This window comes from Bradyrhizobium sp. SZCCHNRI3052 (genome assembly GCF_032484895.1).
Taxonomy (GTDB): domain Bacteria; phylum Pseudomonadota; class Alphaproteobacteria; order Rhizobiales; family Xanthobacteraceae; genus Bradyrhizobium.
The window spans coordinates 267,176-288,358 of sequence record NZ_JAUETW010000004.1 but is presented as its reverse complement, the minus strand read 5'-3'; the positions used below and the strand labels follow the sequence as shown (position 1 = coordinate 288,358).

General features: G+C 67.4%; 21 protein-coding genes. 12 read left to right on the top strand and 9 right to left on the bottom strand.

All coding sequences use genetic code 11. The annotated features are described in order from the left end of the window. Positions 1–9 precede the first annotated feature (9 nt). Together QW887_RS14950 and rsmI are read right to left on the bottom strand one after the other, a co-directional pair. Positions 10–420: a YraN family protein gene (locus tag QW887_RS14950; protein WP_315716817.1), complete on the bottom strand. Its 411-nt coding sequence runs from the start codon at positions 418–420 to the stop codon at positions 10–12. Continuing rightward, on the bottom strand, positions 407–1,366 hold the full coding sequence (rsmI, locus tag QW887_RS14945; protein ID WP_316194664.1) for a 16S rRNA (cytidine(1402)-2'-O)-methyltransferase: 960 nt from the start codon (positions 1,364–1,366) through the stop codon (positions 407–409). The genes QW887_RS14950 and rsmI overlap by 14 nt, the downstream gene beginning before the upstream one ends. A gap of 300 nt (positions 1,367–1,666) precedes the next feature. Between rsmI and QW887_RS14940 the strand changes: the two genes are divergently transcribed. Then, entirely contained in the window at positions 1,667–2,875 is a 1,209-nt protein-coding gene (locus QW887_RS14940; protein WP_316170007.1) for a penicillin-binding protein activator, read from the top strand. A 13-nt stretch (positions 2,876–2,888) separates the two neighbouring features. Here the strand turns inward: QW887_RS14940 and hemW are convergent, their stop codons facing one another. From hemW to rph, 3 genes are read right to left on the bottom strand one after another with little or no spacing between them, the layout of a single operon-like run. After that, positions 2,889–4,046 carry a radical SAM family heme chaperone HemW gene (gene hemW / locus QW887_RS14935; protein WP_316173479.1) on the bottom strand — a complete coding sequence of 386 codons (1,158 nt, stop codon included), beginning with the start codon at positions 4,044–4,046 and terminating at the stop codon, positions 2,889–2,891. Next, a complete protein-coding gene (gene rdgB, locus QW887_RS14930) occupies positions 4,033–4,677 on the bottom strand; it encodes an RdgB/HAM1 family non-canonical purine NTP pyrophosphatase (RefSeq protein WP_316173481.1) in 645 nt (214 codons plus the stop codon). Before rdgB ends, hemW begins: the two co-directional genes overlap by 14 nt. After that, positions 4,674–5,387 (bottom strand): ribonuclease PH, encoded by a 714-nt coding sequence (gene rph, locus QW887_RS14925; protein ID WP_315716822.1) that lies wholly within the window; start codon positions 5,385–5,387, stop codon positions 4,674–4,676. The genes rdgB and rph overlap by 4 nt, the downstream gene beginning before the upstream one ends. 164 nt (positions 5,388–5,551) lie before the next feature. Here rph and hrcA point away from each other — a divergent pair, with 164 nt between their 5' ends. Together hrcA and grpE are read left to right on the top strand one after the other, a co-directional pair. Then, the gene (gene hrcA / locus QW887_RS14920) at positions 5,552–6,640 is read left to right on the top strand and encodes a heat-inducible transcriptional repressor HrcA (protein ID WP_316173482.1); all 1,089 of its coding nucleotides are present in this window, start codon (positions 5,552–5,554) and stop codon (positions 6,638–6,640) included. 131 nt (positions 6,641–6,771) lie between these two features. Beyond that, positions 6,772–7,392: a nucleotide exchange factor GrpE gene (gene grpE, locus QW887_RS14915; RefSeq protein ID WP_315716824.1), complete on the top strand. Its 621-nt coding sequence runs from the start codon at positions 6,772–6,774 to the stop codon at positions 7,390–7,392. A 155-nt stretch (positions 7,393–7,547) separates the two neighbouring features. On the opposite strand, the gene QW887_RS14910 is transcribed toward grpE, so the two are convergent. Together QW887_RS14910 and QW887_RS14905 are read right to left on the bottom strand one after the other, a co-directional pair. After that, on the bottom strand, positions 7,548–8,483 hold the full coding sequence (locus tag QW887_RS14910) for a hypothetical protein (RefSeq protein ID WP_315716825.1): 936 nt from the start codon (positions 8,481–8,483) through the stop codon (positions 7,548–7,550). Between the two features lie 208 nt (positions 8,484–8,691). Next, entirely contained in the window at positions 8,692–10,200 is a 1,509-nt protein-coding gene (locus tag QW887_RS14905) for a hypothetical protein (RefSeq protein ID WP_316194663.1), read from the bottom strand. Positions 10,201–10,620: 420 nt separating this feature from the next. Here QW887_RS14905 and dnaK point away from each other — a divergent pair, with 420 nt between their 5' ends. From dnaK to QW887_RS14865, 8 genes are all read left to right on the top strand, one after another. Next, positions 10,621–12,516 (top strand): molecular chaperone DnaK, encoded by a 1,896-nt coding sequence (dnaK, locus tag QW887_RS14900; RefSeq protein ID WP_315716827.1) that lies wholly within the window; start codon positions 10,621–10,623, stop codon positions 12,514–12,516. Between the two features lie 145 nt (positions 12,517–12,661). Beyond that, positions 12,662–13,792 (top strand): molecular chaperone DnaJ, encoded by a 1,131-nt coding sequence (dnaJ, locus tag QW887_RS14895; RefSeq protein ID WP_315716828.1) that lies wholly within the window; start codon positions 12,662–12,664, stop codon positions 13,790–13,792. 236 nt (positions 13,793–14,028) lie between these two features. Beyond that, on the top strand, positions 14,029–14,631 hold the full coding sequence (locus tag QW887_RS14890; RefSeq protein ID WP_315716829.1) for a class I SAM-dependent methyltransferase: 603 nt from the start codon (positions 14,029–14,031) through the stop codon (positions 14,629–14,631). Between the two features lie 45 nt (positions 14,632–14,676). Continuing rightward, entirely contained in the window at positions 14,677–15,255 is a 579-nt protein-coding gene (locus tag QW887_RS14885; protein ID WP_315825824.1) for an NAD(P)H-dependent oxidoreductase, read from the top strand. Positions 15,256–15,261: 6 nt separating this feature from the next. Further along, complete coding sequence (pyrF, locus tag QW887_RS14880; protein WP_315825681.1) at positions 15,262–15,993, top strand: orotidine-5'-phosphate decarboxylase; 732 nt, start codon at positions 15,262–15,264, stop codon at positions 15,991–15,993. A 33-nt stretch (positions 15,994–16,026) separates the two neighbouring features. Further along, positions 16,027–16,329, top strand: a complete 303-nt coding sequence (locus QW887_RS14875) for a DUF1330 domain-containing protein (protein WP_315716832.1) — start codon at positions 16,027–16,029, stop codon at positions 16,327–16,329. A 94-nt stretch (positions 16,330–16,423) separates the two neighbouring features. Next, positions 16,424–17,242 carry a 4-hydroxy-tetrahydrodipicolinate reductase gene (gene dapB, locus QW887_RS14870; RefSeq protein ID WP_315716833.1) on the top strand — a complete coding sequence of 273 codons (819 nt, stop codon included), beginning with the start codon at positions 16,424–16,426 and terminating at the stop codon, positions 17,240–17,242. Between the two features lie 24 nt (positions 17,243–17,266). Then, positions 17,267–17,890, top strand: coding sequence for a 2,3-bisphosphoglycerate-dependent phosphoglycerate mutase (locus tag QW887_RS14865; RefSeq protein ID WP_315716834.1), 624 nt, complete (start codon positions 17,267–17,269; stop codon positions 17,888–17,890). 602 nt (positions 17,891–18,492) lie between these two features. Here QW887_RS14865 and QW887_RS14860 read toward each other — a convergent pair. Together QW887_RS14860 and QW887_RS14855 are read right to left on the bottom strand one after the other, a co-directional pair. Further along, on the bottom strand, positions 18,493–19,392 hold the full coding sequence (locus tag QW887_RS14860) for a bifunctional helix-turn-helix domain-containing protein/methylated-DNA--[protein]-cysteine S-methyltransferase (RefSeq protein WP_315716958.1): 900 nt from the start codon (positions 19,390–19,392) through the stop codon (positions 18,493–18,495). 320 nt (positions 19,393–19,712) lie between these two features. Continuing rightward, on the bottom strand, positions 19,713–20,246 hold the full coding sequence (locus tag QW887_RS14855) for a DUF2244 domain-containing protein (protein ID WP_315825680.1): 534 nt from the start codon (positions 20,244–20,246) through the stop codon (positions 19,713–19,715). Between the two features lie 22 nt (positions 20,247–20,268). Between QW887_RS14855 and nth the strand changes: the two genes are divergently transcribed. Continuing rightward, the gene (nth, locus tag QW887_RS14850; RefSeq protein WP_315825679.1) at positions 20,269–21,093 is read left to right on the top strand and encodes an endonuclease III; all 825 of its coding nucleotides are present in this window, start codon (positions 20,269–20,271) and stop codon (positions 21,091–21,093) included. The last annotated feature ends 90 nt before the right edge of the window (positions 21,094–21,183 follow it).

Genomic DNA, 21,183 nt, shown 5'->3' with positions numbered 1-21,183 from the left:
CAGTTCATGTCAGGTGCTGGCGTCGAACGCCGCTACCAGATGGCGCGGCAGGCTGCGCGGCGCAACCAGAATCGCGTCGAAGCGCAGCTCCAATTCGGCATGGTCGGGATGCGCCATCAACCAGGCCTGCGCGGCATCGATGATGCGCTGCTGCTGGCGCGGCGTCACCGCATAGGCGGCATCGTCGAGCGAGGCACGCGCCTTGACCTCGACGAAGGCGACCAGGCCGCGCCTGCGCGCGATGATGTCGATCTCGCCTTGGGGCGTGCGGAAGCGTTTGGCGAGGATGCGATAGCCCTTGGCGATCAGCAGCGCTGCGGCGCGGGCTTCCGCCGATAACCCGGTGCGGAAGGCGGCGACGCGTTCGGGTGCCGCCGTCTTCGCCGGCTTGTCAGGGGAGACGCGCTCAGTCTTCGCCATCGGCCGACCCTGACCGCACGTCCTTCACCAGCTCGAGCGCGCGCGCATAGACTTCGCGGCGCGGCCGGCCGGACAGCTCGACGGCATGCATCACGGCATCCTTGACGCTCGACCGCTGCAGCAGATCCTTCAACACGGCGTCGAGCGCATCCGGCGTCAGCACCCCGGCGCCGCGCGGCGGCGGACCGATCACCAGCACGAACTCGCCGCGCGTTTCGAGATCGCCGGCCTCCGCAGCGAGATCGCCGATGGCGCCGCGCAGCACCTCCTCGTGCAGCTTGGTGAGCTCGCGGCAGATCGCGGCCTGGCGTCCCGCCATGGCATCGGCGAGGTCGGCCAGCGTCTCCTGCACCCGGCTGCCGGCTTCGAACAGGACCAGCGTCGCGTCGATCCGCGCGAGCTCGGACAGCCGCGTACGCCGCGCCTGCTGCCTGGCCGGCAGGAACCCCTCGAAGAAGAAACGGTCGGTCGGCAGCGCGGCCACGCTCAGCGCCGCGAGCACGGCGGAAGGTCCCGGCAGCGCGGTGACGGCATGCCCGGCCTCACACGCCTCGCGCACCAGCTTGTAGCCGGGATCGGAGATCAGCGGCGTGCCGGCGTCCGACACCAGCGCGATGGCCGCGCCTTCGGCGAGGCGCTGCAGGATCCTGGGTCTGACGGCTTCGGCATTGTGCTCATGATAGGCTGCGAGTTCCGCGCTGAGGCCGTAGCGCTCGGTCAGGCGCCGCGTGATTCGCGTGTCCTCGCACAAGATGAGGTCGGAGCCGGCCAGGGTTTCCAGCGCGCGCAGCGTGATGTCGCCGAGATTGCCGATCGGGGTCGCCACCAGATGCAATCCAGGCCGCGCCTTGGGCGCCGCAACGATCTGCCCCGCCACCAGATAGGTCGACGTGGTGGAAGATTTGCCGTCGTCCGGCGACGTCTTGGGGATTGCCTTCGCGCCCATCGAGGTAATTTAAAGGGCCTGCCGCGGGATTGCCACAGGGGAACAGCCACGCAGCGATTTTGAAGTGCCGATCGGCAGGGGGGTGCCGTTCATCGCAGCTTCAAGTTCGAAGCTGCACCTCGATGAGGGTGTGTACGAGCAGGGGATAGGCCGTGCAAAACGTCGAATTGATCGGCTGTGTGGCGCTGACAGCCTTTTGTTTTGCTTAACTATTCGTCGACAATATGAGTGAATCTGCACGGCCTGCGGGACGTGCGTTTGGGGAACTTCTGGCCGGACTCGGCCGAACGAAGAGATGCCATGGTGGGCCCGCGTCATCCCAACTCTCTCGGTCCGGGACCCCATGGGGTCGCCCGGCGAACGGCGCTGGGCCTGATCGTCGGCGCGCCGCTGCTGTCGGCGTGCTCCAACGTCCAGCAGGGCTTCAATCCGTTCGAGCAGCCGACCGCGCCGGCGGGACCGCCGCAGCAACCGGCGGTGGCCGGCAACGGCCAGGTCAAGGTCGGGCTGATTCTGCCGCTGTCGGCGTCGGGCAATGCCGGCGTCGCCGCGCAATCGATGAAGAACGCCGCCGAGATGGCGCTGGCCGAGTTTCAGAACCCCAACATCCAGCTCCTGATCAAGGACGACGCCGGCAGCCCGCAAGGGGCGCAGCAGGGCGCGCAGCAGGCCTGCGACGAAGGCGCCGAGATCATTCTCGGCCCCCTGTTCGCGGGCTCAGTGCCGGCGACGGCTCAGGTGGCGCGCGCGCGCAACATCTCGGTCATCGCCTTTTCGACCGATTCGAGTGTGGCGGGGCGCGGCGTCTATCTGCTCAGCTTCCTGCCGGAGTCCGATGCCAGCCGCATCGTCGAATATTCCGCCAGCGTCGGCAAACGCTCGTTCGCGGCGCTGCTGCCCGACAATGCCTACGGCACCGTCGTCGAGGGGGCGTTCAAGACCGCGGTCAGCCGCCGCGGCGGACGCATCGTGGCATTCGAGAAATATTCCGGCGACCGCAACGGGCCTGCGCGCACGGTGGCGCAGGCGCTCGGCGGCGCCGATGCGCTGCTGCTGGCCGATGACGGCGAATCGGTCGCGGCGACGGCCGATGCGCTGACCGCTGCCGGCGCCAATCTGCGCAACATCCAGTTGCTCGGCACAGGGCTGTGGGACAATCCGCGCGTCTATGCCAGCGCCAGCCTGCAGGGCGGCCTCTATGCCGCGCCGGATCCCTCCGGCTTCCGCGCCTTTGCCGGCCGCTACCGGACGCGATTCGGCGGCGATCCCGTACGTACGGCGACCCTCGCCTATGATGCGGTGGCGCTCGTGGCCGCGTTGGCGCGCACCCAGGGCAACCAGCGTTTCGCGCCCGATGTCCTGACCAATGCATCCGGCTTCGCCGGCATCGACGGGCTGTTCCGGTTCCGCAGCGACGGCACCAATGAGCGCGGGCTTGCGGTGATGCGCGTCGGTTCGGGTGGCGGACAGGCGGTCGCCGGCGCGCCGAAGAGTTTCAGCGCGACGTGAGTCGCAGCACTTCTCAGGCGGCGAGGTCGGCGACGACCGCGTCGAGCACCGGAAAGCCGTCCTGGGTCACGCGCAGCCGCCCGTCCGGATCGACCGCGATCGCGCCCTCCTCGCGCAGCAGCGCGATGCGGCGCGGATCGAGCGTGCGGCCGGAGATCCTTGCGTAGCGCTGCGGGTCGATGCCCTCGGCCAGTCGCAGCCCCATCAGCAGGAATTCGTCGGCGCGCTCCTCGCGGTTGAGCTCGTCGTCGGTCATCACACCATGACCGTTGGACTCGACCCGCATCAGCCAGGCCTCCGGCCGCTTGTCGGTCGCGGTCGCGTGCCTGATGCCGCCGATGTCGAGGCGGCCATGGGCGCCCGGGCCGATGCCGGCATATTCGTGGCCGCGCCAGTAGACGAGGTTGTGCCGGCACTCCGCGCCGGGCCGGGCGTGATTGGAAATCTCATAGGCCGGCAGTCCGTGACGGCCACAGATCTCCTGCGTGACGTCGTACAAGGTGCGCGCCAGGCCTTCGTCCGGCGTCTTCAGCTTGCCCGCGGCGTGCAGGCCGAAGAACGGCGTGCCTTCCTCGATGGTCAGTTGATACAGCGACAAATGCTCAGCCGCCTCGCCGATCGCCCGCGTCAGCTCCTCGGTCCACATCGCCGGCGTCTGGTCGGGCCGCGCGTAGATCAGATCGAACGAATAGCGCTCGAATGCATGGCGCGCGATCGCGACCGCCTTCATCGCCTCCTCGGCGGTGTGCAGGCGGCCGAGCATCTTGAGCGACGCATCGTCCATCGCCTGGACGCCGAGCGAGACCCGGTTGACGCCGGCGGCGCGATAGCCGGCAAAGCGGGTCGCCTCGACGCTGGTCGGGTTGGCTTCGAGCGACACCTCGACATCGCCAGCGACGTGCCAGTGCCGGCCGATCGCGTCGAGAATGGCGCCGACCGTCTGCGGCTGCATCAGCGACGGGGTGCCGCCGCCGAGAAAGATCGACGTGACGGTGCGCGGCCCAATGCGGGCGGCCGTGGTCGCGATCTCCTGCGCAAAGGCGCGGGCGAAGCGGTCCTGATCGATGGCGGCATGCCGGACGTGGCTGTTGAAGTCGCAATACGGACATTTCGACAGGCAGAACGGCCAGTGCACATAGACGCCGAACGCTTCGCTGTCAGCGCTGCTCAAGACAGATCTCCGCGAGTTTCACGAAGGCGCGCGCCCGGTGCGACAGGCCGAGCCCGAGCGGCGGCAGGCCATGTTTCTCGATGCTGGTCATCTCGCCGAAGGTCCGGTCGTGGCCCTCTGGCAGGAACATCGGGTCGTAGCCGAAGCCCGCCGTGCCACGCGGCGGCCAGACCAGGGTGCCGTCGACCCGCGCCTCGACCTCCTCGACGTGACCGTCCGGCCACGCCACGCACAGCGCCGAGACGAAATGGGCGCTGCGCTTGTCGGCACCAGTCGCGCCCCGCTCCTGCAGGAGGCGCTCGATGCGCGTCATCGCGCCGCCGAAATCCTTGTCCGGTCCGGCCCAGCGCGCCGAATAGATCCCCGGCGCCCCATCGAGCGCATGAACCACGATGCCGGAATCGTCGGCAAAGGCAGGAAGCTGCGCGGCTCTGGCCGCGGCGACCGCCTTGATGCGGGCGTTGGCCTGGAAGGTCTCGCCGGTCTCGTCCGGCTCGTCCAGGCCGAGATCGCCGGCCGACACCGCCTCGACGCCATGGGGGGCGAGCAGCTCGCGCATCTCGGCAAGCTTGCCGGGATTGTGGGTCGCAATGATGATGCGACCGGTGAGCTTGCGGTGCGGGCTGTTCACGCGACCGCCATCTTCTGCAGGTCGACCAGCCGCGCGACGCCCTTGCGGGCGAGCGCCATCAGCGCCAGGAATTCGGCCTCGGTGAACGGCGTCTTCTCCGCCGTGCCCTGCACCTCGATGATGCGGCCGTCGCCGGTCATGACGAAATTGGCGTCGGTCTCGGCCTCGGAGTCCTCGGCGTAGTCGAGATCCAGCACCGGCGTGCCGTTGTAGATGCCGCAGGAGATTGCGGCGACGTTGGCGCGCAGCACCTCGGTCTTGATCATGTTGCGCGATTTCATCCACTTGATGCAGTCGGCCAGCGCCACCCAGGCGCCGGTGATCGACGCCGTGCGCGTGCCGCCATCGGCCTGCAGCACGTCGCAATCGACCGTGATCTGGCGCTCGCCGAGCGCTTCCAGGTCGATCGCGGTGCGCAGCGAGCGGCCGATCAGGCGCTGGATCTCGACGGTGCGGCCGGTCTGCTTGCCTGCGGAGGCCTCGCGCCGGGTCCGTTCCAGCGTGGCGCGCGGCAGCATGCCGTATTCGGCGGTGATCCAGCCGCGTCCCTGGCCCTTGAGCCAGGGCGGCAGCCGGTCCTCGAGCGTGGCGGTGACCAGGACATGGGTGTCGCCGAACTTCACCAAGCAGGAGCCCTCGGCGTATTTGACGACGCCGCGTTCCAGGCTCACGGCCCGCAGTTCATCCGGTGCACGGCGGCTCGGCCGCATGATTCTCTCCGTGAAAGCGCGCGAAAGACCGACTTTGACGGGCCTTGTAGGAGCCGGGACAGGCAGCGGCAAGGGTTTATCATGGCTTCGCCCGCGAGCGCCGACCGGCTTGCCACCGAGCCGCCGCATGGACACATTATAGGCAGCTGGGAGGAGTTCATCTGGTGGCCCACCACGATCCGATCAACCTGATGACACCGCCGGCCGGTCTGGCGCACCTGAACGAGCGCTCGCGCGAGATCTTCCGGCAGATCGTCGAAAGCTATCTGGCGACCGGCGAACCGGTCGGCTCGCGCAACATTTCGCGGCTGATCGCGGTTCCGCTGTCGCCGGCCTCGGTGCGCAACGTCATGGCCGATCTCGAGCAGCTCGGCCTGATCTACGCGCCGCACACCTCGGCCGGCCGGCTGCCGACCGAGGCTGGCCTGCGCTTCTTCGTCGACGCCCTGATGCAGGTCGGCGACATGACGGAGGCCGAGCGGCAGTCGATCCAGAGCCAGCTCGCGGCCGTCGGCCGGGCGCAGTCGGTCGAAGCGGCGCTGGATGAAGCGCTGACCCGGCTGTCGGGTCTGACCCGTGCCGCTGCCGTGGTTCTCACCGCCAAATCCAACACCCGGCTGAAGCACATCGAGTTCGTCAGGCTCGAGCCCGAGCGCGCGCTCGTCGTTCTGGTCGGCGAGGACGGACAGGTCGAGAATCGGGTCCTGACCCTGCCGCCGGGCGTGCCGTCTTCGGCGCTGACCGAGGCGTCCAATTTCCTCAATGCCCGCATCAGAGGACGGACGCTGGCGGAAGCGCGGCTCGAGCTCGAGACCGCGCTGGCGCATGACCGTGCCGAGCTCGATCAGTTGACGCAGAAGGTGATCGCCGCCGGAGTCGCGAGCTGGTCCGGAGGGGACAGCGACGAGCGGCAGCTCATCGTGCGCGGCCACGCCAACCTGCTCGAGGATTTGCATGCGCTCGAAGATCTCGAGCGTGTCCGGCGGCTGTTCGACGATCTCGAGACCAAGCGCGGCGTCGTCGATCTGCTCGGACGGGCGGAGAGCGCGGAAGGTGTCCGCATCTTCATCGGCTCGGAGAACAAGCTGTTCTCGCTGTCGGGCTCGTCGACGATCGTGTCGCCCTATTCCGACGCCACGGGCCGCATCGTCGGCGTGCTCGGCGTCATCGGTCCGACCCGGCTCAACTATGCCCGGGTGATTCCGACGGTCGATTATGCCGCGCGTCTGGTCAGCCGGTTGCTGGGCGGCTGACGCGTGACCTGGTTAACCCGCGGACAGCGCCTTCGGGCGCGATGGTCAGGCTGCGCTTGATTTTCGACGCCCAAAGCACGATATCCCGCCCCATATCCCCAAACCCGTCAGCCGAACTTGCGAGTCTGTCCATGACCGATCCCGACCTGCATAAGAATGATCCGGAAAACCCGGCGCAGGCCAGCGAACCCGTCGTCTCCAAGCCCTACATCATGCCCGATGATCCTGAGGCCGGCTCGGCCGAGGCGCTTGCCAAGGAGGCGGCCGACGCGCGCGACAAGATGCTGCGCACGCTGGCGGAAATGGAGAACCTGCGCAAGCGGACGGCCCGTGAAGTCGCCGATGCGCGCATGTACGGCATCACCGGCTTCGCGCGCGACGTGCTCGACATCGCCGACAATCTGCAGCGCGCGCTCGATGCCGTGCCGGCCGAGACACGCGCCAATGCCGATGCGGGCCTGAAGTCGTTGATCGAGGGCGTTGAGCTCACCGAGCGCTCGCTGCTCAACACGCTGGAGAAGAACGGCGTCAAGAAGTTCGATCCGACGGGACAGAAGTTCGACCCCAACTTCCAGCAGGCGATGTACGAGGTCCCGGATCCGTCGGTGCCGTCCGGTACCGTGGTGCAGGTCGTGCAGGCCGGCTTCATGATCGGCGAGCGCGTGCTGCGTCCCGCGCTGGTCGGCGTGTCCAAGGGTGGCGCGAAGGCGGCGCCGGCGGCGAGCAACGATCAGTCGAACAGCGCCGCCTGACGGCGAGCATAGGCAGGCGTCCTGCTGCCGTCCTGTCGATCGAACGAACAAGCCACGGGCAACGATGCCCGTGGCTTCTTGTTTGTCGGCCAACTTTGTAGTCCGTCTCACGGCGAGCGGCCGACGTGATCACGACGTCCGATGCCGGACTGGTCTCAGCCTCTCGGCTGGATGCCGTCGCGGACGGCGCGGAAGCGCGGGAAGGCCGCCGACCACTGGTCGCGCGGCGCGCTGCCGATGATCCGCAACGTGTTCGGCCCGCCGAAGCGCAGCCACTGCACCACCGTCACCGGCGTATTGTCCTTGCCGCTGGTGGCGTCGATCCGGGTCTCATAGGCCGGCTGGCCGTCGATGCGGATCGGCTCGGACATCGTGATGCGCGCTTCGCGGACGCCCGGAATGGTGGTGGCCGCCTGCTGCGCGACGCGCGCGCGGTCGCCTGCCTCCGGGGCGACGCCGGCCACCAGCCCGATCACCACGAAGGGCGCGGCCTCGAAGCCCTTGTCCTCTTCGCCATCGGCCAGGATCAGGGCGCCCGGCCCGAGCGTGCGGATGGTCTTGAACCCGGAGAGGTCGGTGACCTTGAACGGCATCATCGCGAGCTGCTCGTCGACCGGAACGTCCTTGCGGACGACGGCGGAGGCGAACATCTGGCGCACGGCATCGTCGGTATAGATCCGGCTCGCGGTCTCCGGGATCTGCACGGCCACGTAGCCGGAGAAGCCGTTGCCGGGCAGGATCATCGAGTAGCGCCGCACTGGCGTGGCGCCATCCCGGCCGTTCTCCACCGTGTAGTAGGCGGTGCCGGCAGCGGTCTCGATGCTCTCCGGCTTGACGCTGCCGGTCCCGGCGGGATTGGCGGTAAATGCATTCTTCACCTCGCCATAGGCGGCCGCCGGCAGTTCGGTCAGCAGCACCTTGACGCTCTGGTCCTCGGTTTCGAAGCCGGAGAACGTCTTGGCCTTGGCGAGTCCCACCAGGGGCGCGAGCCCGATGCGGACGCCGGGCGGAAATATGGCGTCGGCGGCCAATGCGGGGTGCAGCAGCGACATCAGCAGGGTGGCCGCGGCGAAAAATCGAACGATCATCATCAACATTGCCTCGTTGACCGAGGCCTCGTGCCGAGGCGGTCGGGATCCTCGCCAGCGTGGTCTTCGGCGGGCACGCTTTTAGCGGCTTTGCGCCCCCCGCAACAGGCCGGGCGCGCGGTTTTGATCGCCTGCGGCGATTGGCGGGACCCCGCGGGGGCCCATTTCGCGGATATTTCGCCTCGAAAGGCGGATTCAGGATGGTCCAGCGCTAGCTGCGTTTCAGGATTTCGACGCCGTCGACGGTCTGTACCAGCACATAGGGCTCGAGCAGAGCCCTGAGTTCGGGGTCGGAACGCGCCCAATCGCCCCAGTCGCTGTTCTGATTGTCGATCAGGACGACGTCGGGCGGCTGTTTCCGGAAGTCGGCGACGATCCCGGCGCGTTCGCGTTCCACGTAGGGCGCGAGCCTCTGCGCCGTCTGTGAATCGATGGTTCCGTCCTGTTGCGAGCGGCGAACGATTTCTCGGACCCAGAACGCCTCCTGGCGCGAGATCCAGGTGCCATCGAGGGTCCGCACCATGGGGTGGCCGATGACCGCAGCCGCGCTGAGCACCAGCATGCTCGGGTGCGGACCGAGCCGCGCCACCTGGGCTTCGATCTGCCGGACGTCGACGCTGCCATTGAACCAGAAGCAGGTCTGCACGAACAGCACGGCGCCGGCGAGAGCGGTGGCGGCACGCGGCCAGCGTCGCGCGTCGCGGCTGCTGTCGATCGCCGACACCGCAAGGCCGGCGGCCAGCAGCGCCAGCGCGACCATGGGGTAGGCGTGATAGCCCCAGCCTTTCTGCTGCGCGACGAACGACACCAGGAAGCCGAGCGATCCGGCCAGCGTGGTGAAGGACGCCGCGTCGCGCTCGTATTGCCGGCGCTGCAGGAGGAGGACGATGATTGCCGCGGCGAGCCACAGGCCCATCGGCAGAGTGACGAGGATGGTCGGTACGGGCGCCTTCAGAAGCAGATAGACGTCGCGGACCAGCGGATAGATGACCGTGAAATATTCGGGAAAGAACAGGTAGATGCACGCCGCGTTGAGCAGCACCAGGGCCGCGGCGATCCAGTTCTCCAGCGCGAACAGCACGCGCCAGTCGCGCGCCTGCGCGGCGGCGGCGAGAATGCAGAAGCCGACGCTGAAGGCGAAATAGGGCTTGAAGCTCATCGTGAGGCCGGCGCTGAGCCCGGCGATGAGGATGGCCGTCGGGGCTATCCGCTCGCCCTCGGCGCGCAGGATATACACCGCGATCGCCGGCAATATCGTGATCAGGGCCAGATGTTCCCGCTGGCCGAAATCATACATCGGCGCGATCAGGAGCAGGGCGGTCGTCCACGCCGCCAGCCGGCCGTCCGCGAGCCGATGGCGCAGGGCCGATGTCCGCAGCACCAGCCACACCAGCGTCAGGGATGCTGGGGTCAGTGCGAAGATCAGGATATTCGTCGCCAGCTCGGGCCTGAGATGGATCGCACGCGCCAGTGCGACCGCCAGAAGATAGACCGATCCCGCCATGGGCGGATTCGTCTCGAGGATGTCGACGTAGAGTCGCTGGCCATCGAGCATGCGCTCGCTGACGAGGAGCCACCAGCTGACGTCGACATTGAGGGGAAGGACGTACCGCAGCCACGCGGCTGCAACCACGATGGCGCAGATCAGCAGTCTCGGGAACGTGGCCTGGCCGGCTTCACGCGCGCGTTGCGGAAAGCCCCAATCGGTGTCGATGACCATGCCTCATTCCCGTCCCAGGAGTGCGGCAGGCTAGGGCCCGTGGGTTAACAACGCATTTCGGTCATTGGGGCAGATCAGCGGTACCGGGTCTGTCGCACTTGCCGGCGATCGCACACCCTGCATTTCGCACCAGCCGTTCGATGTGCCGACAGGTGGACCCGCGCAGTCGCCTCCGGTCCGAGCCGCCGTTCCGCGTCGCCGCCGGGCCCGATGGGCCGCTCTGATGTCTCCATGATGACCTTGGGCGGCGGCCGTGATTTTCGTGGGGTCGAACCCCTGGTCCGGTCCTTGCGGGCCACTCCCCCCCTCCTATATGACGCTCATCGTCGCAATATCGCGAGCATTTGATCTGAGGGGGTTTTGGATGGGGGCGCCGTCAGGGCCCCACCCAACCTGCCGCAAAAAGAAGGATATGAGACCATGGGAAAGGTCATCGGGATCGATCTCGGCACCACGAATTCGTGCGTGGCCGTCATGGACGGCAAATCGTCGAAAGTCATCGAGAACGCCGAGGGCATGCGCACCACGCCGTCGATCGTCGCCTTCAGTGACGACGGTGAACGTCTGGTCGGTCAGCCGGCCAAGCGCCAGGCCGTGACCAACCCCGAGCGCACCTTCTTTGCGGTCAAGCGCCTCATCGGCCGCCGCTACGACGACCCGATGGTCGAGAAGGACAAGAAGCTCGTCCCCTACAAGATCGTCAAGGCCGGCAACGGCGACGCCTGGGTCGAGGCCGACGGCAAGACCTATTCGCCCTCGCAGGTCTCCGCCTTCATCCTTCAGAAGATGAAGGAGACCGCGGAAGCCCATCTCGGCCAGAAGGTCGACCAGGCCGTCATCACCGTCCCCGCCTATTTCAACGACGCCCAGCGTCAGGCCACCAAGGACGCCGGCAAGATCGCGGGCCTCGAGGTTCTGCGCATCATCAACGAGCCGACCGCGGCCGCGCTCGCCTACGGCCTCGACAAGACCAAGGCCGGCACCATCGCCGTGTACGACCTCGGCGGCGGCACCTTCGACGTCTCGATCCTGGAGATCGGCGACGGCGTGTTCGAGGTGAAGTCGACCAATGGCGACACCTTCCTCGGCGGTGAAGACTTCGACATGCGTCTGGTCAGCTACCTCGCCGACGAATTCCAGAAGGAGCAGGGCATCAACCTGCGCAACGACAAGCTCGCTTTGCAGCGCCTCAAGGAAGCTGCCGAGAAGGCCAAGATCGAGCTGTCGTCGACCACCCAGACCGAGATCAACCTGCCCTTCATCACCGCGGACCAGTCCGGTCCGAAGCATCTGACGATGAAGCTGACCCGCGCCAAGTTCGAGGCGCTGGTGGCCGACCTCGTCGAGAAGACCATCGAGCCGTGCCGCAAGGCGCTGAAGGATGCCGGCCTCACCGCTGGCGAGATCGGCGAAGTGGTGCTGGTCGGCGGCATGACCCGCATGCCGAAGATCCAGGAGATGGTGAAGCAGTTCTTCGGCAAGGAGCCGCACAAGGGCGTCAACCCCGACGAGGTCGTGGCGATCGGTGCGGCCATTCAGGCCGGCGTGCTGCAGGGCGACGTCAAGGACGTGCTGCTGCTCGACGTGACCCCGCTGTCCCTGGGCATCGAGACCTTGGGCGGCGTGTTCACCCGCATCATCGACCGCAACACCACGATCCCCACCAAGAAGAGCCAGGTGTTCTCGACCGCCGAGGACAATCAGAACGCGGTCACCATCCGGGTCTTCCAGGGTGAGCGCGAAATGGCGGCCGACAACAAGATGCTCGGCCAGTTCGACCTGATGGGCATTCCGCCGTCCCCGCGCGGCATGCCGCAGATCGAGGTGACGTTCGACATCGACGCCAACGGCATCGTCAACGTGTCGGCCAAGGACAAGGCCACCGGCAAGGAGCAGCAGATCCGCATCCAGGCCTCGGGTGGTCTGTCGGAGGCCGATATCGACAAGATGGTCAAGGACGCCGAGGCCAACGCCGTGGCGGACAAGAAGCGCCGCGAGGCGGTCGACGCCAAGAACCATGCCGACGCGCTGGTGCACTCGACCGAGAAGGCTCTGGCCGAGCATGGCTCGAAGGTCGCCGACACCGAGCGCCGTGCCATCGAGGATGCCGTCAGCGATCTCAAGGAAGCGCTGAAGGGCGACGATGCCGAGGCGATCAAGGCCAAGACCAATACGCTGGCCCAGGCGTCGATGAAGCTCGGCGAGGCCATGTACAAGCAGCAGGCCGAGAGCGATGCGGCCCGCGACGCCGCCAAGGATGACGTGGTCGACGCGGAGTTCACCGAGGTCGACGACGACAAGAAGAAATCTGCTTAACTGAGGCAGAGGTAGTGACCATGACCCCCATGCCAAAGAGCGCTTTCAGCGGCTCGTTGGATGGGGGTCATTTTCATTGACCCGGAACGCGCGCGGCGATCGCGCCAGCCGTTCCTGTTGGGCGAAGTTCGGGCGGGTTTGATTGATGTCCACCAAGCGCTGCTACTACGAGACCCTGGAAGTCGAGCGCGACGCCGACGAGAGCAAGCTCAAGGCCGCCTTCCGCAAGCTGGCCATGAAGTGGCACCCGGACAAGAATCCGGGCGATGCCTCCAGCGAAGTGAAATTCAAGGAAATCAACGAGGCCTATGAGGTGCTGCGCGACGCCGACAAGCGCGCCGCCTACGACCGCTATGGCCACGCCGCCTTCGAGCAGGGCGGCATGGGCGGGGCGCACGGCTTCGGCGCCGGCTTCGCCTCCTCGTTCTCCGACATCTTCGAAGACCTGTTCGGCATGGCCGGGCAGCGCCGTGGCGGCACCGGACGCGAGCGCGGCGCCGATCTGCGCTACAACATGGAAATCACCTTGGAAGAGGCGTTCCAGGGCAAGACCGCACAGATCGAAATTCCGGTCTCGGTGACCTGCGAATCCTGCTCCGGCACCGGCGCCAAGGCCGGCACCAAGCCGAAGACCTGCGCGATGTGCGGCGGCGCCGGCCGCGTGCGGCAGGCGCAAGGCTTCTTCACCCTGGAGCGGACCTGCCCCGGCTGTCACGGCCGCGGCCAGATGATCGAGGACCCCTGTCCGTCATGCTCCGGCTCCGGCCGCGTCACCCGTGACCGCACGCTGTCCGTCAACATTCCCCAGGGCGTCGAGGACGGCACCCGCATCCGTCTCGCCGGCGAGGGCGAGGCGGGCCTGCGCGGCGGGCCGCCGGGCGATCTCTACATCTTCCTGTCGTTGACTGCTCACGAGTTCTTCCAGCGCGACGGCGCCGACCTACACTGCCGGGTGCCGATCTCGATGGTGACCGCGGCGCTCGGCGGCGAGTTCGAGGTGCCCACGATCGACAAGGGCAAGACCAAGGTGAAGATTCCCGCCGGTGCGCAGTCCGGGCGCCGGTTCCGGATCGCGGCCAAGGGCATGCCGGTGCTGCGCTCGCGCCAGACCGGCGACATGTATGTCCAGATCGTTGTCGAGACGCCGCAGAACCTGACCAAGAAGCAGCAGGAATTGCTGGCCGAGTTCGAAAAGTTGTCCTCGGGAGCGACCCAGCCCGAGGCCGCCGGCTTCTTCACCAAGGTCAAGGACTTCTTCGGCAAGGCGGCGAGCTGAGCCGTGAGTGCAGAACCGCGGGACCTGGTGCTTTCGCTGATTGGCATCGGAATGTCGATTTCGAGCGAATTTGCTGCTCCGCACATGCAAAAAATTATCGAATGCAACTGTAAGAGCGCGGACCCGCCAGCCTTAATCGTACGTTACGGTTCGGCTTGACCGCCCCGCCTGCGCCCTATACGTCTTTGTGACTCTTTTCTGACATCGCCGTGAAGACGGTCCCGTCTGGTACTGAGATGCCCCTGCAAACGTCCGTGCGTGCGTCGAAAAAGCCTCTCCGTCTGGACGACGAAGTGCGCTTCCTCCGCTCATGGATCGAAAAGCCGCTGCACATGGGCGCCGTCATGCCGTCGGGCCGACTGCTGGCCCGCACCATGGCGCAGTACGTCGATCCGCACGGGACAGGACCCGTCATCGAGCTCGGACCGGGCACCGGCGCGATCACCAATGCGCTGGTCGAACATGGCGTCGATCAGAAGCGGCTGGTGCTGGTCGAGTACAATCCGGGTTTCTGCGCCCTGCTGCGCGACCGCTACCCGCAGGCCAAGGTGGTCCAGGGCGACGCCTATCGCCTTCGCGACACGCTCTGGAACGTGCTCGGCGCCCCGGCCTCGGCCGTCGTCTCCGGCCTGCCGCTCGTGACCAAGCCGATGCTGACCCGCATGAAGCTGATCCGCGATGCCTTCGCGGCGATGTCGCCGAATGCGCCGTTCGTGCAGTTCACCTATTCCGTCGTGCCGCCGATTCCGAAGTCGCTGCCCGGCGTTACCACGCAGGCCTCCGAGCGCATCTGGATGAATCTTCCGCCAGCGCGCGTCTGGGTGTATCGCAAGCCCTGACCGGCGGCCGCGATCCTTCGTGGCGGGTCGTTGACCGACCTCACGATGTCCGCGCTGAAGATGCTCATCATCCCCGGTTCGACGCGAGCCGGCTCGCACAACGCGAAGCTCGCCGCGGCCGCCGCCTATCAGTTCGTGCAGGCCGGCGCCGACATCACCCGCATCTCGCTCGCCGACTTCCCGCTGCCGATCTACGACGCCGACCTCGAGGCGCAATCGGGCATTCCGCTTCACGCCGTGAATCTGACGCGCATGATCGGCGTCCATCATGCCGTGCTGCTGGTGACGCCGGAATACAACGCCTCGGTGCCGCCGCTGCTGACCAACGCCATCACCTGGATCTCGCGCGTCGACGAGCCGCCGGGCAGCCGCGGCGCGGTGTTCCGCAACAGGCCGTTTGCGATCGCCGCCGCCTCCGAGAACCGCTTTGGCGGCGTGCGTGCGCTCTCGGCCTTGCGGCTGATGCTGACGGCCTGCAACGCGACGGTGATCCCGAGCCAGCTTGCGCTGGCCTTCGCCGACAAGGCCTACAACGACATGGACCGGCTCAAACTGCCCGCCGACATCACGGCGCTCGACGCGCTGGTGCGGGAGCTGATCGCAACAGCGCAACATACGATGTGAGGTGACATGCCGACCGAGATTGCTCCCCGCGACCGCCTGATCGTGGCGCTCGATCTGCCGAGCGTGGCGGAGGCCGAAGCCATGATCGCACGGCTCGGCGACGCCGTGACGTTCTACAAGATCGGCATGGAGCTGACCTATGCCGGCGGCCTCGGTCTCGCCGAACGGCTCGCGGCGGAGGGCAAGCATGTGTTCATGGACCTCAAGCTGCACGACATCCCGAACACCGTCGAGCGCGCCACCCGGCAGATCGCCAGGCTTGGCGCCCGCTTCCTCACCGTGCACGGCTTCTCCCAGAGCATGAAGGCGGCGCTCGCCGGCGCCGCCGGCTCCAGCCTCGAGCTGCTCGCCGTCACCGTCATGACGTCCTACGACGATGCCGATCTCGCCGCCGCCGGCTACGCCATGGGTGTCAAGGAACTCGTGGCGCACCGCGCCAGGCAGGCCAAGGAGATCGGCATCCACGGCCTGATCCTGTCGCCGGAGGAGACCCAGCTCATCCGCCCGCTGGTCGGCCCTGATATGCAGCTCGTGACCCCCGGGATCCGCCCGGCGGGATCGGACGTTGGCGACCAGAAGCGCATCATGACCCCGGCGCTGGCGATCGCCGGCGGCGCCGACCGCCTCGTCGTCGGCCGTCCCGTCACCGGCGCCGCCGATCCGGCGGCGGCCGCCGAGAGCATCGTCGCCGACATCGCCAGCGCCGTCGCGCTGGTCGGCAAGACCAACCGAGCTTGAGCAAGCGCGCCAGAGAGCAAGGAGACGACAGGGATGCCCAAGGCCTATTGGATCGCGCGGATCGACGTGCACAACATGGACGGCTACAAGGACTACGTCGCGCAGAACGGCGCCGTGTTCCACCAGTACGGCGCCAAATTCCTGGTCCGCGGCGGCCAGTACGAGACCAAGGAAGGCACCTCGCGCTCGCGCAACGTCGTGATCGAGTTCAAGGACTACGCGACCGCGCTGGCGTGCTACAATTCCCCTGAATACCAGCGGCTGGTGGCGATGCGCGCGCCGCATTCGCAAGGCGATCTGGTGATCATCGAGGGCTATGACGGCCCGCAGCCCTGATCGCCGCCCGCCCCGGCCACCGTCGACGTGGCCTCGCTCGGTTGCCGCCGCTATCAGCCCCGGCTATAGCCCTTGAAGGGGCAGAGGAGTTGACATGTCCAAGATGCGCTTGATCGTTGCCGGAGCCGGCGGCCGCATGGGCCGCGCCCTGGTGCGCGCGATCGCCGAGACCGACGGCGCCGTGCTGGCGGGCGCGCTCGAAGCCCCCGGCTCGGAGCTGATCGGCAAGGACTCCGGCGCCCTCGCCGGCCTGCCCGCCAACGGCATCAAGCTGTCGGGCGACCTCTGGAGCATGTCGGCCGAGGCCGACGGCATCCTCGATTTCACCGTCCCGGCCGCGACCATCGCCAATGTCGCCATCGCCGCCCAGCGCGGCATCGTCCACGTCGTCGGCACCACCGGCCTGTCCGCGTCGGACGACGCCGTCATCAGGAGCGTCACCAAGCGCGCCATCGTCGTGCAGTCCGGCAACATGAGCCTCGGCGTCAACCTGCTGGCGGCGCTGGTCAAGCAGGTGGCGAAGTCGCTCGATGCCGGCTTCGACATCGAGATCCTCGAGATGCACCACAAGCACAAGGTCGACGCGCCCTCGGGCACGGCGCTGATGCTCGGCCGGGCCGCCGCCGAGGGCCGCGGCATCGCGCTCGACGAGCATTCCGCGCGCGGCCGCGACGGCATCACCGGCGAGCGCCGCAGCGGCGACATCGGCTTCGCCTCGCTGCGCGGCGGCACGGCGGCGGGCGATCACAGCGTCATCTTCGCCGGACCCTCGGAGCGGCTGGTGCTGTCGCACCAGGCCGAGGACCGCATGATCTTCGCCCATGGCGCGCTGAAGGCGGCGCTGTGGGCCCATGGCAAGCCGCCGGGCTACTACACGATGGACGACGTGCTCGGCCTCAAGGACCTTTTCTAGTTCAACGTCGATGGAAGCGAACTGATGAGCGAACGTCTCCTGGTGCTGGTGCGCCACGGCCAGAGCGAGTGGAATCTGAAGAACCTGTTCACCGGCTGGAAGGATCCGGACCTGACCGAGCAGGGCGTGGCCGAGGCCAAGGAGGCCGGGCGCAAGCTGAAGGCGCAGGGACTGGTCTTCGACGTCGCCTTCACCTCGGTGCTGACGCGCGCCCAGCACACGCTCGACCTGATCCTGACCGAGCTCGGCCAGACCGGCCTGCCGACAGCCAAGAACCTCGCGCTCAACGAGCGCGACTATGGTGACCTCTCGGGCCTCAACAAGGACGACGCCCGCGCCAGATGGGGCGAGGAGCAGGTCCACATCTGGCGCCGCTCCTACGACGTCCCGCCGCCCGGCGGCGAGAGCCTCAAGGACACGCTCGCCCGCGCGCTGCCCTACTACGTCCAAGAAATTCTTCCCGGCGTCCTCCGCGGCCAGCGCACCCTGGTCGCCGCCCACGGCAACTCGCTGCGCGCCCTGATCATGGTGCTGGAAAAGCTGACGCCCGAAGGCATCCTGAAGCGCGAGCTGGCGACTGGCGTGCCGATCATCTATCGCCTGAACGCGGACTCGACGGTGGAGTCCAAGCTGGACCTGGCGGGCTAGGACCGTCGCAAGATTCCACTTCTCATGGGTGATCGCATCCCCATGAGTTGAAGCCCAGCCCCCGCCGTATCGACGCTGCGCTCCCTCTGCCCGTTCTCAAGGGCAGAGAATTGAGAGCAGCCGAGGTGAGCCCCGCTGTCACCCTCCCCTGGAGGGGAGGGTCGGCTCAGATGCGCGGAGCGCATGTGTGCCGGGGTGGGATGATCTCTCCACTTGCACCGGTTTCCGCGGCTCACCCCACCCCGCTCGCCCGCTTCGCGCGCGATCGACCCTCCCCCTCCAGGGGAGGGTGAGACTGAGATCGCGGCGCCTGCCGTCGGCATCATCGAAAGTTGGCGACGTTCGCGCAGCGCAGCCGCCACGATCTGCCATGCGATGGATTCCGGGCTCGTGTTGCGCACGCCCCGGAATGACGGCGGAGAGAGTGGCGCCTGACTGGAATTCGTGTCGTATGAAAAGCTGCGTAGTTTTACAGTCGTCATGCCCCGCGCAGGCGGGGCATCCAGCACGCCGTGACGGTCGCGAGACTCGAGACGTCGGTGCTTACTGGATCGTCAGCGTTCGCGGACGATGACAGCGAGAGTAGCAGCGGCCTCGCCGCTCTACCCCATCCCCACCTGCCCCGCTTCCCACCCAAGCATCGCCTGCTTGCGCGTGAGCCCCCAATGATAGCCCGTCAGCGCGCCGGTCTTGCCGAGCGCGCGATGGCAGGGCACGACGAACGAGATCGGGTTCTTGCCGACCGCCGCGCCCACCGCGCGCGAGGCTTTCGGCGACTCCAGCCGGGTCGCGATGTCCGAGTAGCAGACGGCGCGGCCCATGGGGATCTTGAGCAGGGTCTCCCAGACGCGGACCTCGAAGTCGGTGCCGATCAGGACGACGCGCAAGGGCTGGTCGGGCCGCCACAGGGTCTTGTCGAAGATGCGCTGGGCGAGGCCGGCGGTGCCGGGGACGTCTTCGATATAGGTGGCGCGGGGCCAGCGGCTCTTCATGTCGGCGAGCGCGCCAGCCTCCTCGCCGGGGTCGGCGAAGGCGAGGCCGGCGAGGCCACGCGGGGTGGCCATCACCAGCGCGATGCCGAACGGGCAGGGGTGGAAGCCGTAACGAAGCGTGGTGCCGGCGCCGCCGGTCTTCCATTCGCCGGGCGACATCGCTTCATGGGTGACGAACAGATCGTGCAGCCGGCCGGGGCCTGAAAGCCCCGAGTCGAGCGCGGCGTCGAGCACGCTGGCTGAGCTCTTCAGCAGGCCCTTGGCGTGATCGAGCGTCAGTGCCTGCATGAACGCCTTCGGCGTCAGCCCGGCCCAGCGCCGGAACAGATGGTGCAACTCGTCGGGCGTGAGGCTGGCGGCGTCGGCCATGTCCTCGATGGTCGGCTGCCGGCGCCAGTGCTCGGAGATGAACGCGATCGCGCGGCGCACCGCATCGTAGTCGCGCAGCGCGGCCGATTGTTGCGGGCCCGGCTTGGCCAGGGCGGAATCGTGAATGGCGAGGGTCATCATGATCCGGATGTAGGGCGGCCGGGGCGCGGACTCCACCCGATTTCCGATCGGGAGGCTAGGGGCGTTGCGATCGGCTTCGGCTTGAAACAGGAGTTTCCCGGCTTGCTCCGTCATTCCGGGGCATCGCGCAGCGATGAGCCCGGAATCCATAACCACGAGAAGACGTGTGAGGCGAGATGCCCACTACCCGCGTGCCCCACACAAGGTCCTGTGGGTATGGGTTCCGGGCTCGCGCTGCGCGCGCCCCGGAACGACGCCGGAGGGTGTTAGCGGCGCTTTCGCCTGGGTAGAGCTGCCCGCAGTCAGTGCCCTTGGACGCGCTACAGCGGGTTGTACACCGGCCCGCGCTTCGCGGCCTGCAGCCCGGCCGTGAGGGCCTTCGCAAAACTGGCTTTCTCCTCCGGGCCCAAAAAGCTCGCGATGGCGACGCGCTGGCCGCGCGCCACCAGGTAGAGGCGCTCGATACCGAACTCCTCGTGGGTCTCCTGGTCGAGCCGCACCCAGAGCGGGTTGAAGCGCCATTCCATGACGTGGCCCTTGTGGCTGACGCGGCGCAGGCGCAGCTCGGTCAGGGTGATCGAGATGTCCTCATAGGCGTTGGCGCGGCGGAAGTTGACCTTGAAGGCCCAGTAGATCGCGAGCGCATCCAGGCCGAAGAAGCCGAGCACCGGCCAGGCGCCCATCAAGAGCGAGGCGATGCCGCCGATGAAGCTGATGGCGCAGACCACGACCATCAGCACCAGAAAGCCGGTGCGGTTGAGCGAGCGATGCGGCGTCAGCCGGGCCGCGAACAGCTCGGGATCAGCGGCGTCGGTGCCGGTCTCCTGATACGCAAAAGCATTGCCTGGCGTCATGGGGCCTCAGTATACCCGGATCATGGCCAAAATCACCCGCCCCCAACGCGCCAAACCGGCGCCGGTTCGCAGCCCCTTGAAGAAGGCCGCTCCCAAGGCCGGGCCCAAGTCAGCCCCCAAGGCCGCCTCGAAACGGGCCGCCAAGAAGGCTCCGACGGCCAAGCCGAAGAGCCCTGCCCGGCCGGTCAAGACAGCGTCGAAGGCGGCCAGGCCCTGGACCCCGGCCGAGATCCGCGAGGCCTTCAGCCGCTTCGCACAGGCCAATCCGGAGCCGAAGGGCGAGCTCGAGCACCTCAACCCCTACACCCTGCTGGTCGCCGTGGTGCTGTCGGCGCAGGCGACCGACGCCGGCGTCAACAAGGCGACGCGGCCGCTGTTCGCCGTCGCCGACACGCCGCAGAAGATGATCGCGCTCGGCGAGGACAAACTCCGCGACTACATCAAGACCGTCGGCCTCTACCGCACCAAGGCCAGGAACGTGATCGCGCTGTCGCAAAAGCTGATCAGCGAGTTCGGCGGCGAGGTGCCGCGTACGCGCGCCGAGCTCGAGTCGCTGCCCGGTGCCGGCCGCAAGACCGCGAACGTCGTGCTCAACATGGCGTTCGGCGAGCACACGATGGCGGTCGACACCCATGTGTTCCGCGTCGGCAACCGCACCGGCTTAGCACCCGGCAAGACGCCGCTGGAGGTCGAGCTCGGGCTGGAGAAGGCGATCCCGGCCGAGTTCATGCTGCATGCCCATCACTGGCTGATCCTGCACGGCCGCTACACGTGCCTGGCGCGCAAGCCGCGCTGCGAGCTGTGCCTGATCAAGGACCTCTGCCGCTGGCCGGAGAAGACCGCCTGATACGTTGTGCGTGACGAACGGTTTCGCCTGAGAACGCGTTTGACAGTCACTATTGTGTCACGGCGCGACGCCGTCTCACCATGGCCGGGC

What these genes read in the sequence shown, in the direction of transcription:
- QW887_RS14950 (WP_315716817.1), bottom strand. Translation starts at nt 420, where the DNA reads ATGGCGAAGACTGAGCGCGTCTCCCCTGACAAGCCGGCGAAGACGGCG.
- rsmI (WP_316194664.1), bottom strand. Translation starts at nt 1,366, where the DNA reads ATGGGCGCGAAGGCAATCCCCAAGACGTCGCCGGACGACGGCAAATCT.
- QW887_RS14940 (WP_316170007.1), top strand. Translation starts at nt 1,667, where the DNA reads ATGGTGGGCCCGCGTCATCCCAACTCTCTCGGTCCGGGACCCCATGGG.
- rph (WP_315716822.1), bottom strand. Translation starts at nt 5,387, where the DNA reads ATGCGGCCGAGCCGCCGTGCACCGGATGAACTGCGGGCCGTGAGCCTG.
- grpE (WP_315716824.1), top strand. Translation starts at nt 6,772, where the DNA reads ATGACCGATCCCGACCTGCATAAGAATGATCCGGAAAACCCGGCGCAG.
- QW887_RS14910 (WP_315716825.1), bottom strand. Translation starts at nt 8,483, where the DNA reads ATGATGATCGTTCGATTTTTCGCCGCGGCCACCCTGCTGATGTCGCTG.
- QW887_RS14905 (WP_316194663.1), bottom strand. Translation starts at nt 10,200, where the DNA reads ATGGTCATCGACACCGATTGGGGCTTTCCGCAACGCGCGCGTGAAGCC.
- dnaK (WP_315716827.1), top strand. Translation starts at nt 10,621, where the DNA reads ATGGGAAAGGTCATCGGGATCGATCTCGGCACCACGAATTCGTGCGTG.
- dnaJ (WP_315716828.1), top strand. Translation starts at nt 12,662, where the DNA reads ATGTCCACCAAGCGCTGCTACTACGAGACCCTGGAAGTCGAGCGCGAC.
- QW887_RS14890 (WP_315716829.1), top strand. Translation starts at nt 14,029, where the DNA reads ATGCCCCTGCAAACGTCCGTGCGTGCGTCGAAAAAGCCTCTCCGTCTG.
- QW887_RS14885 (WP_315825824.1), top strand. Translation starts at nt 14,677, where the DNA reads ATGTCCGCGCTGAAGATGCTCATCATCCCCGGTTCGACGCGAGCCGGC.
- pyrF (WP_315825681.1), top strand. Translation starts at nt 15,262, where the DNA reads ATGCCGACCGAGATTGCTCCCCGCGACCGCCTGATCGTGGCGCTCGAT.
- QW887_RS14875 (WP_315716832.1), top strand. Translation starts at nt 16,027, where the DNA reads ATGCCCAAGGCCTATTGGATCGCGCGGATCGACGTGCACAACATGGAC.
- dapB (WP_315716833.1), top strand. Translation starts at nt 16,424, where the DNA reads ATGTCCAAGATGCGCTTGATCGTTGCCGGAGCCGGCGGCCGCATGGGC.
- QW887_RS14865 (WP_315716834.1), top strand. Translation starts at nt 17,267, where the DNA reads ATGAGCGAACGTCTCCTGGTGCTGGTGCGCCACGGCCAGAGCGAGTGG.
- QW887_RS14860 (WP_315716958.1), bottom strand. Translation starts at nt 19,392, where the DNA reads ATGATGACCCTCGCCATTCACGATTCCGCCCTGGCCAAGCCGGGCCCG.
- QW887_RS14855 (WP_315825680.1), bottom strand. Translation starts at nt 20,246, where the DNA reads ATGACGCCAGGCAATGCTTTTGCGTATCAGGAGACCGGCACCGACGCC.
- nth (WP_315825679.1), top strand. Translation starts at nt 20,269, where the DNA reads ATGGCCAAAATCACCCGCCCCCAACGCGCCAAACCGGCGCCGGTTCGC.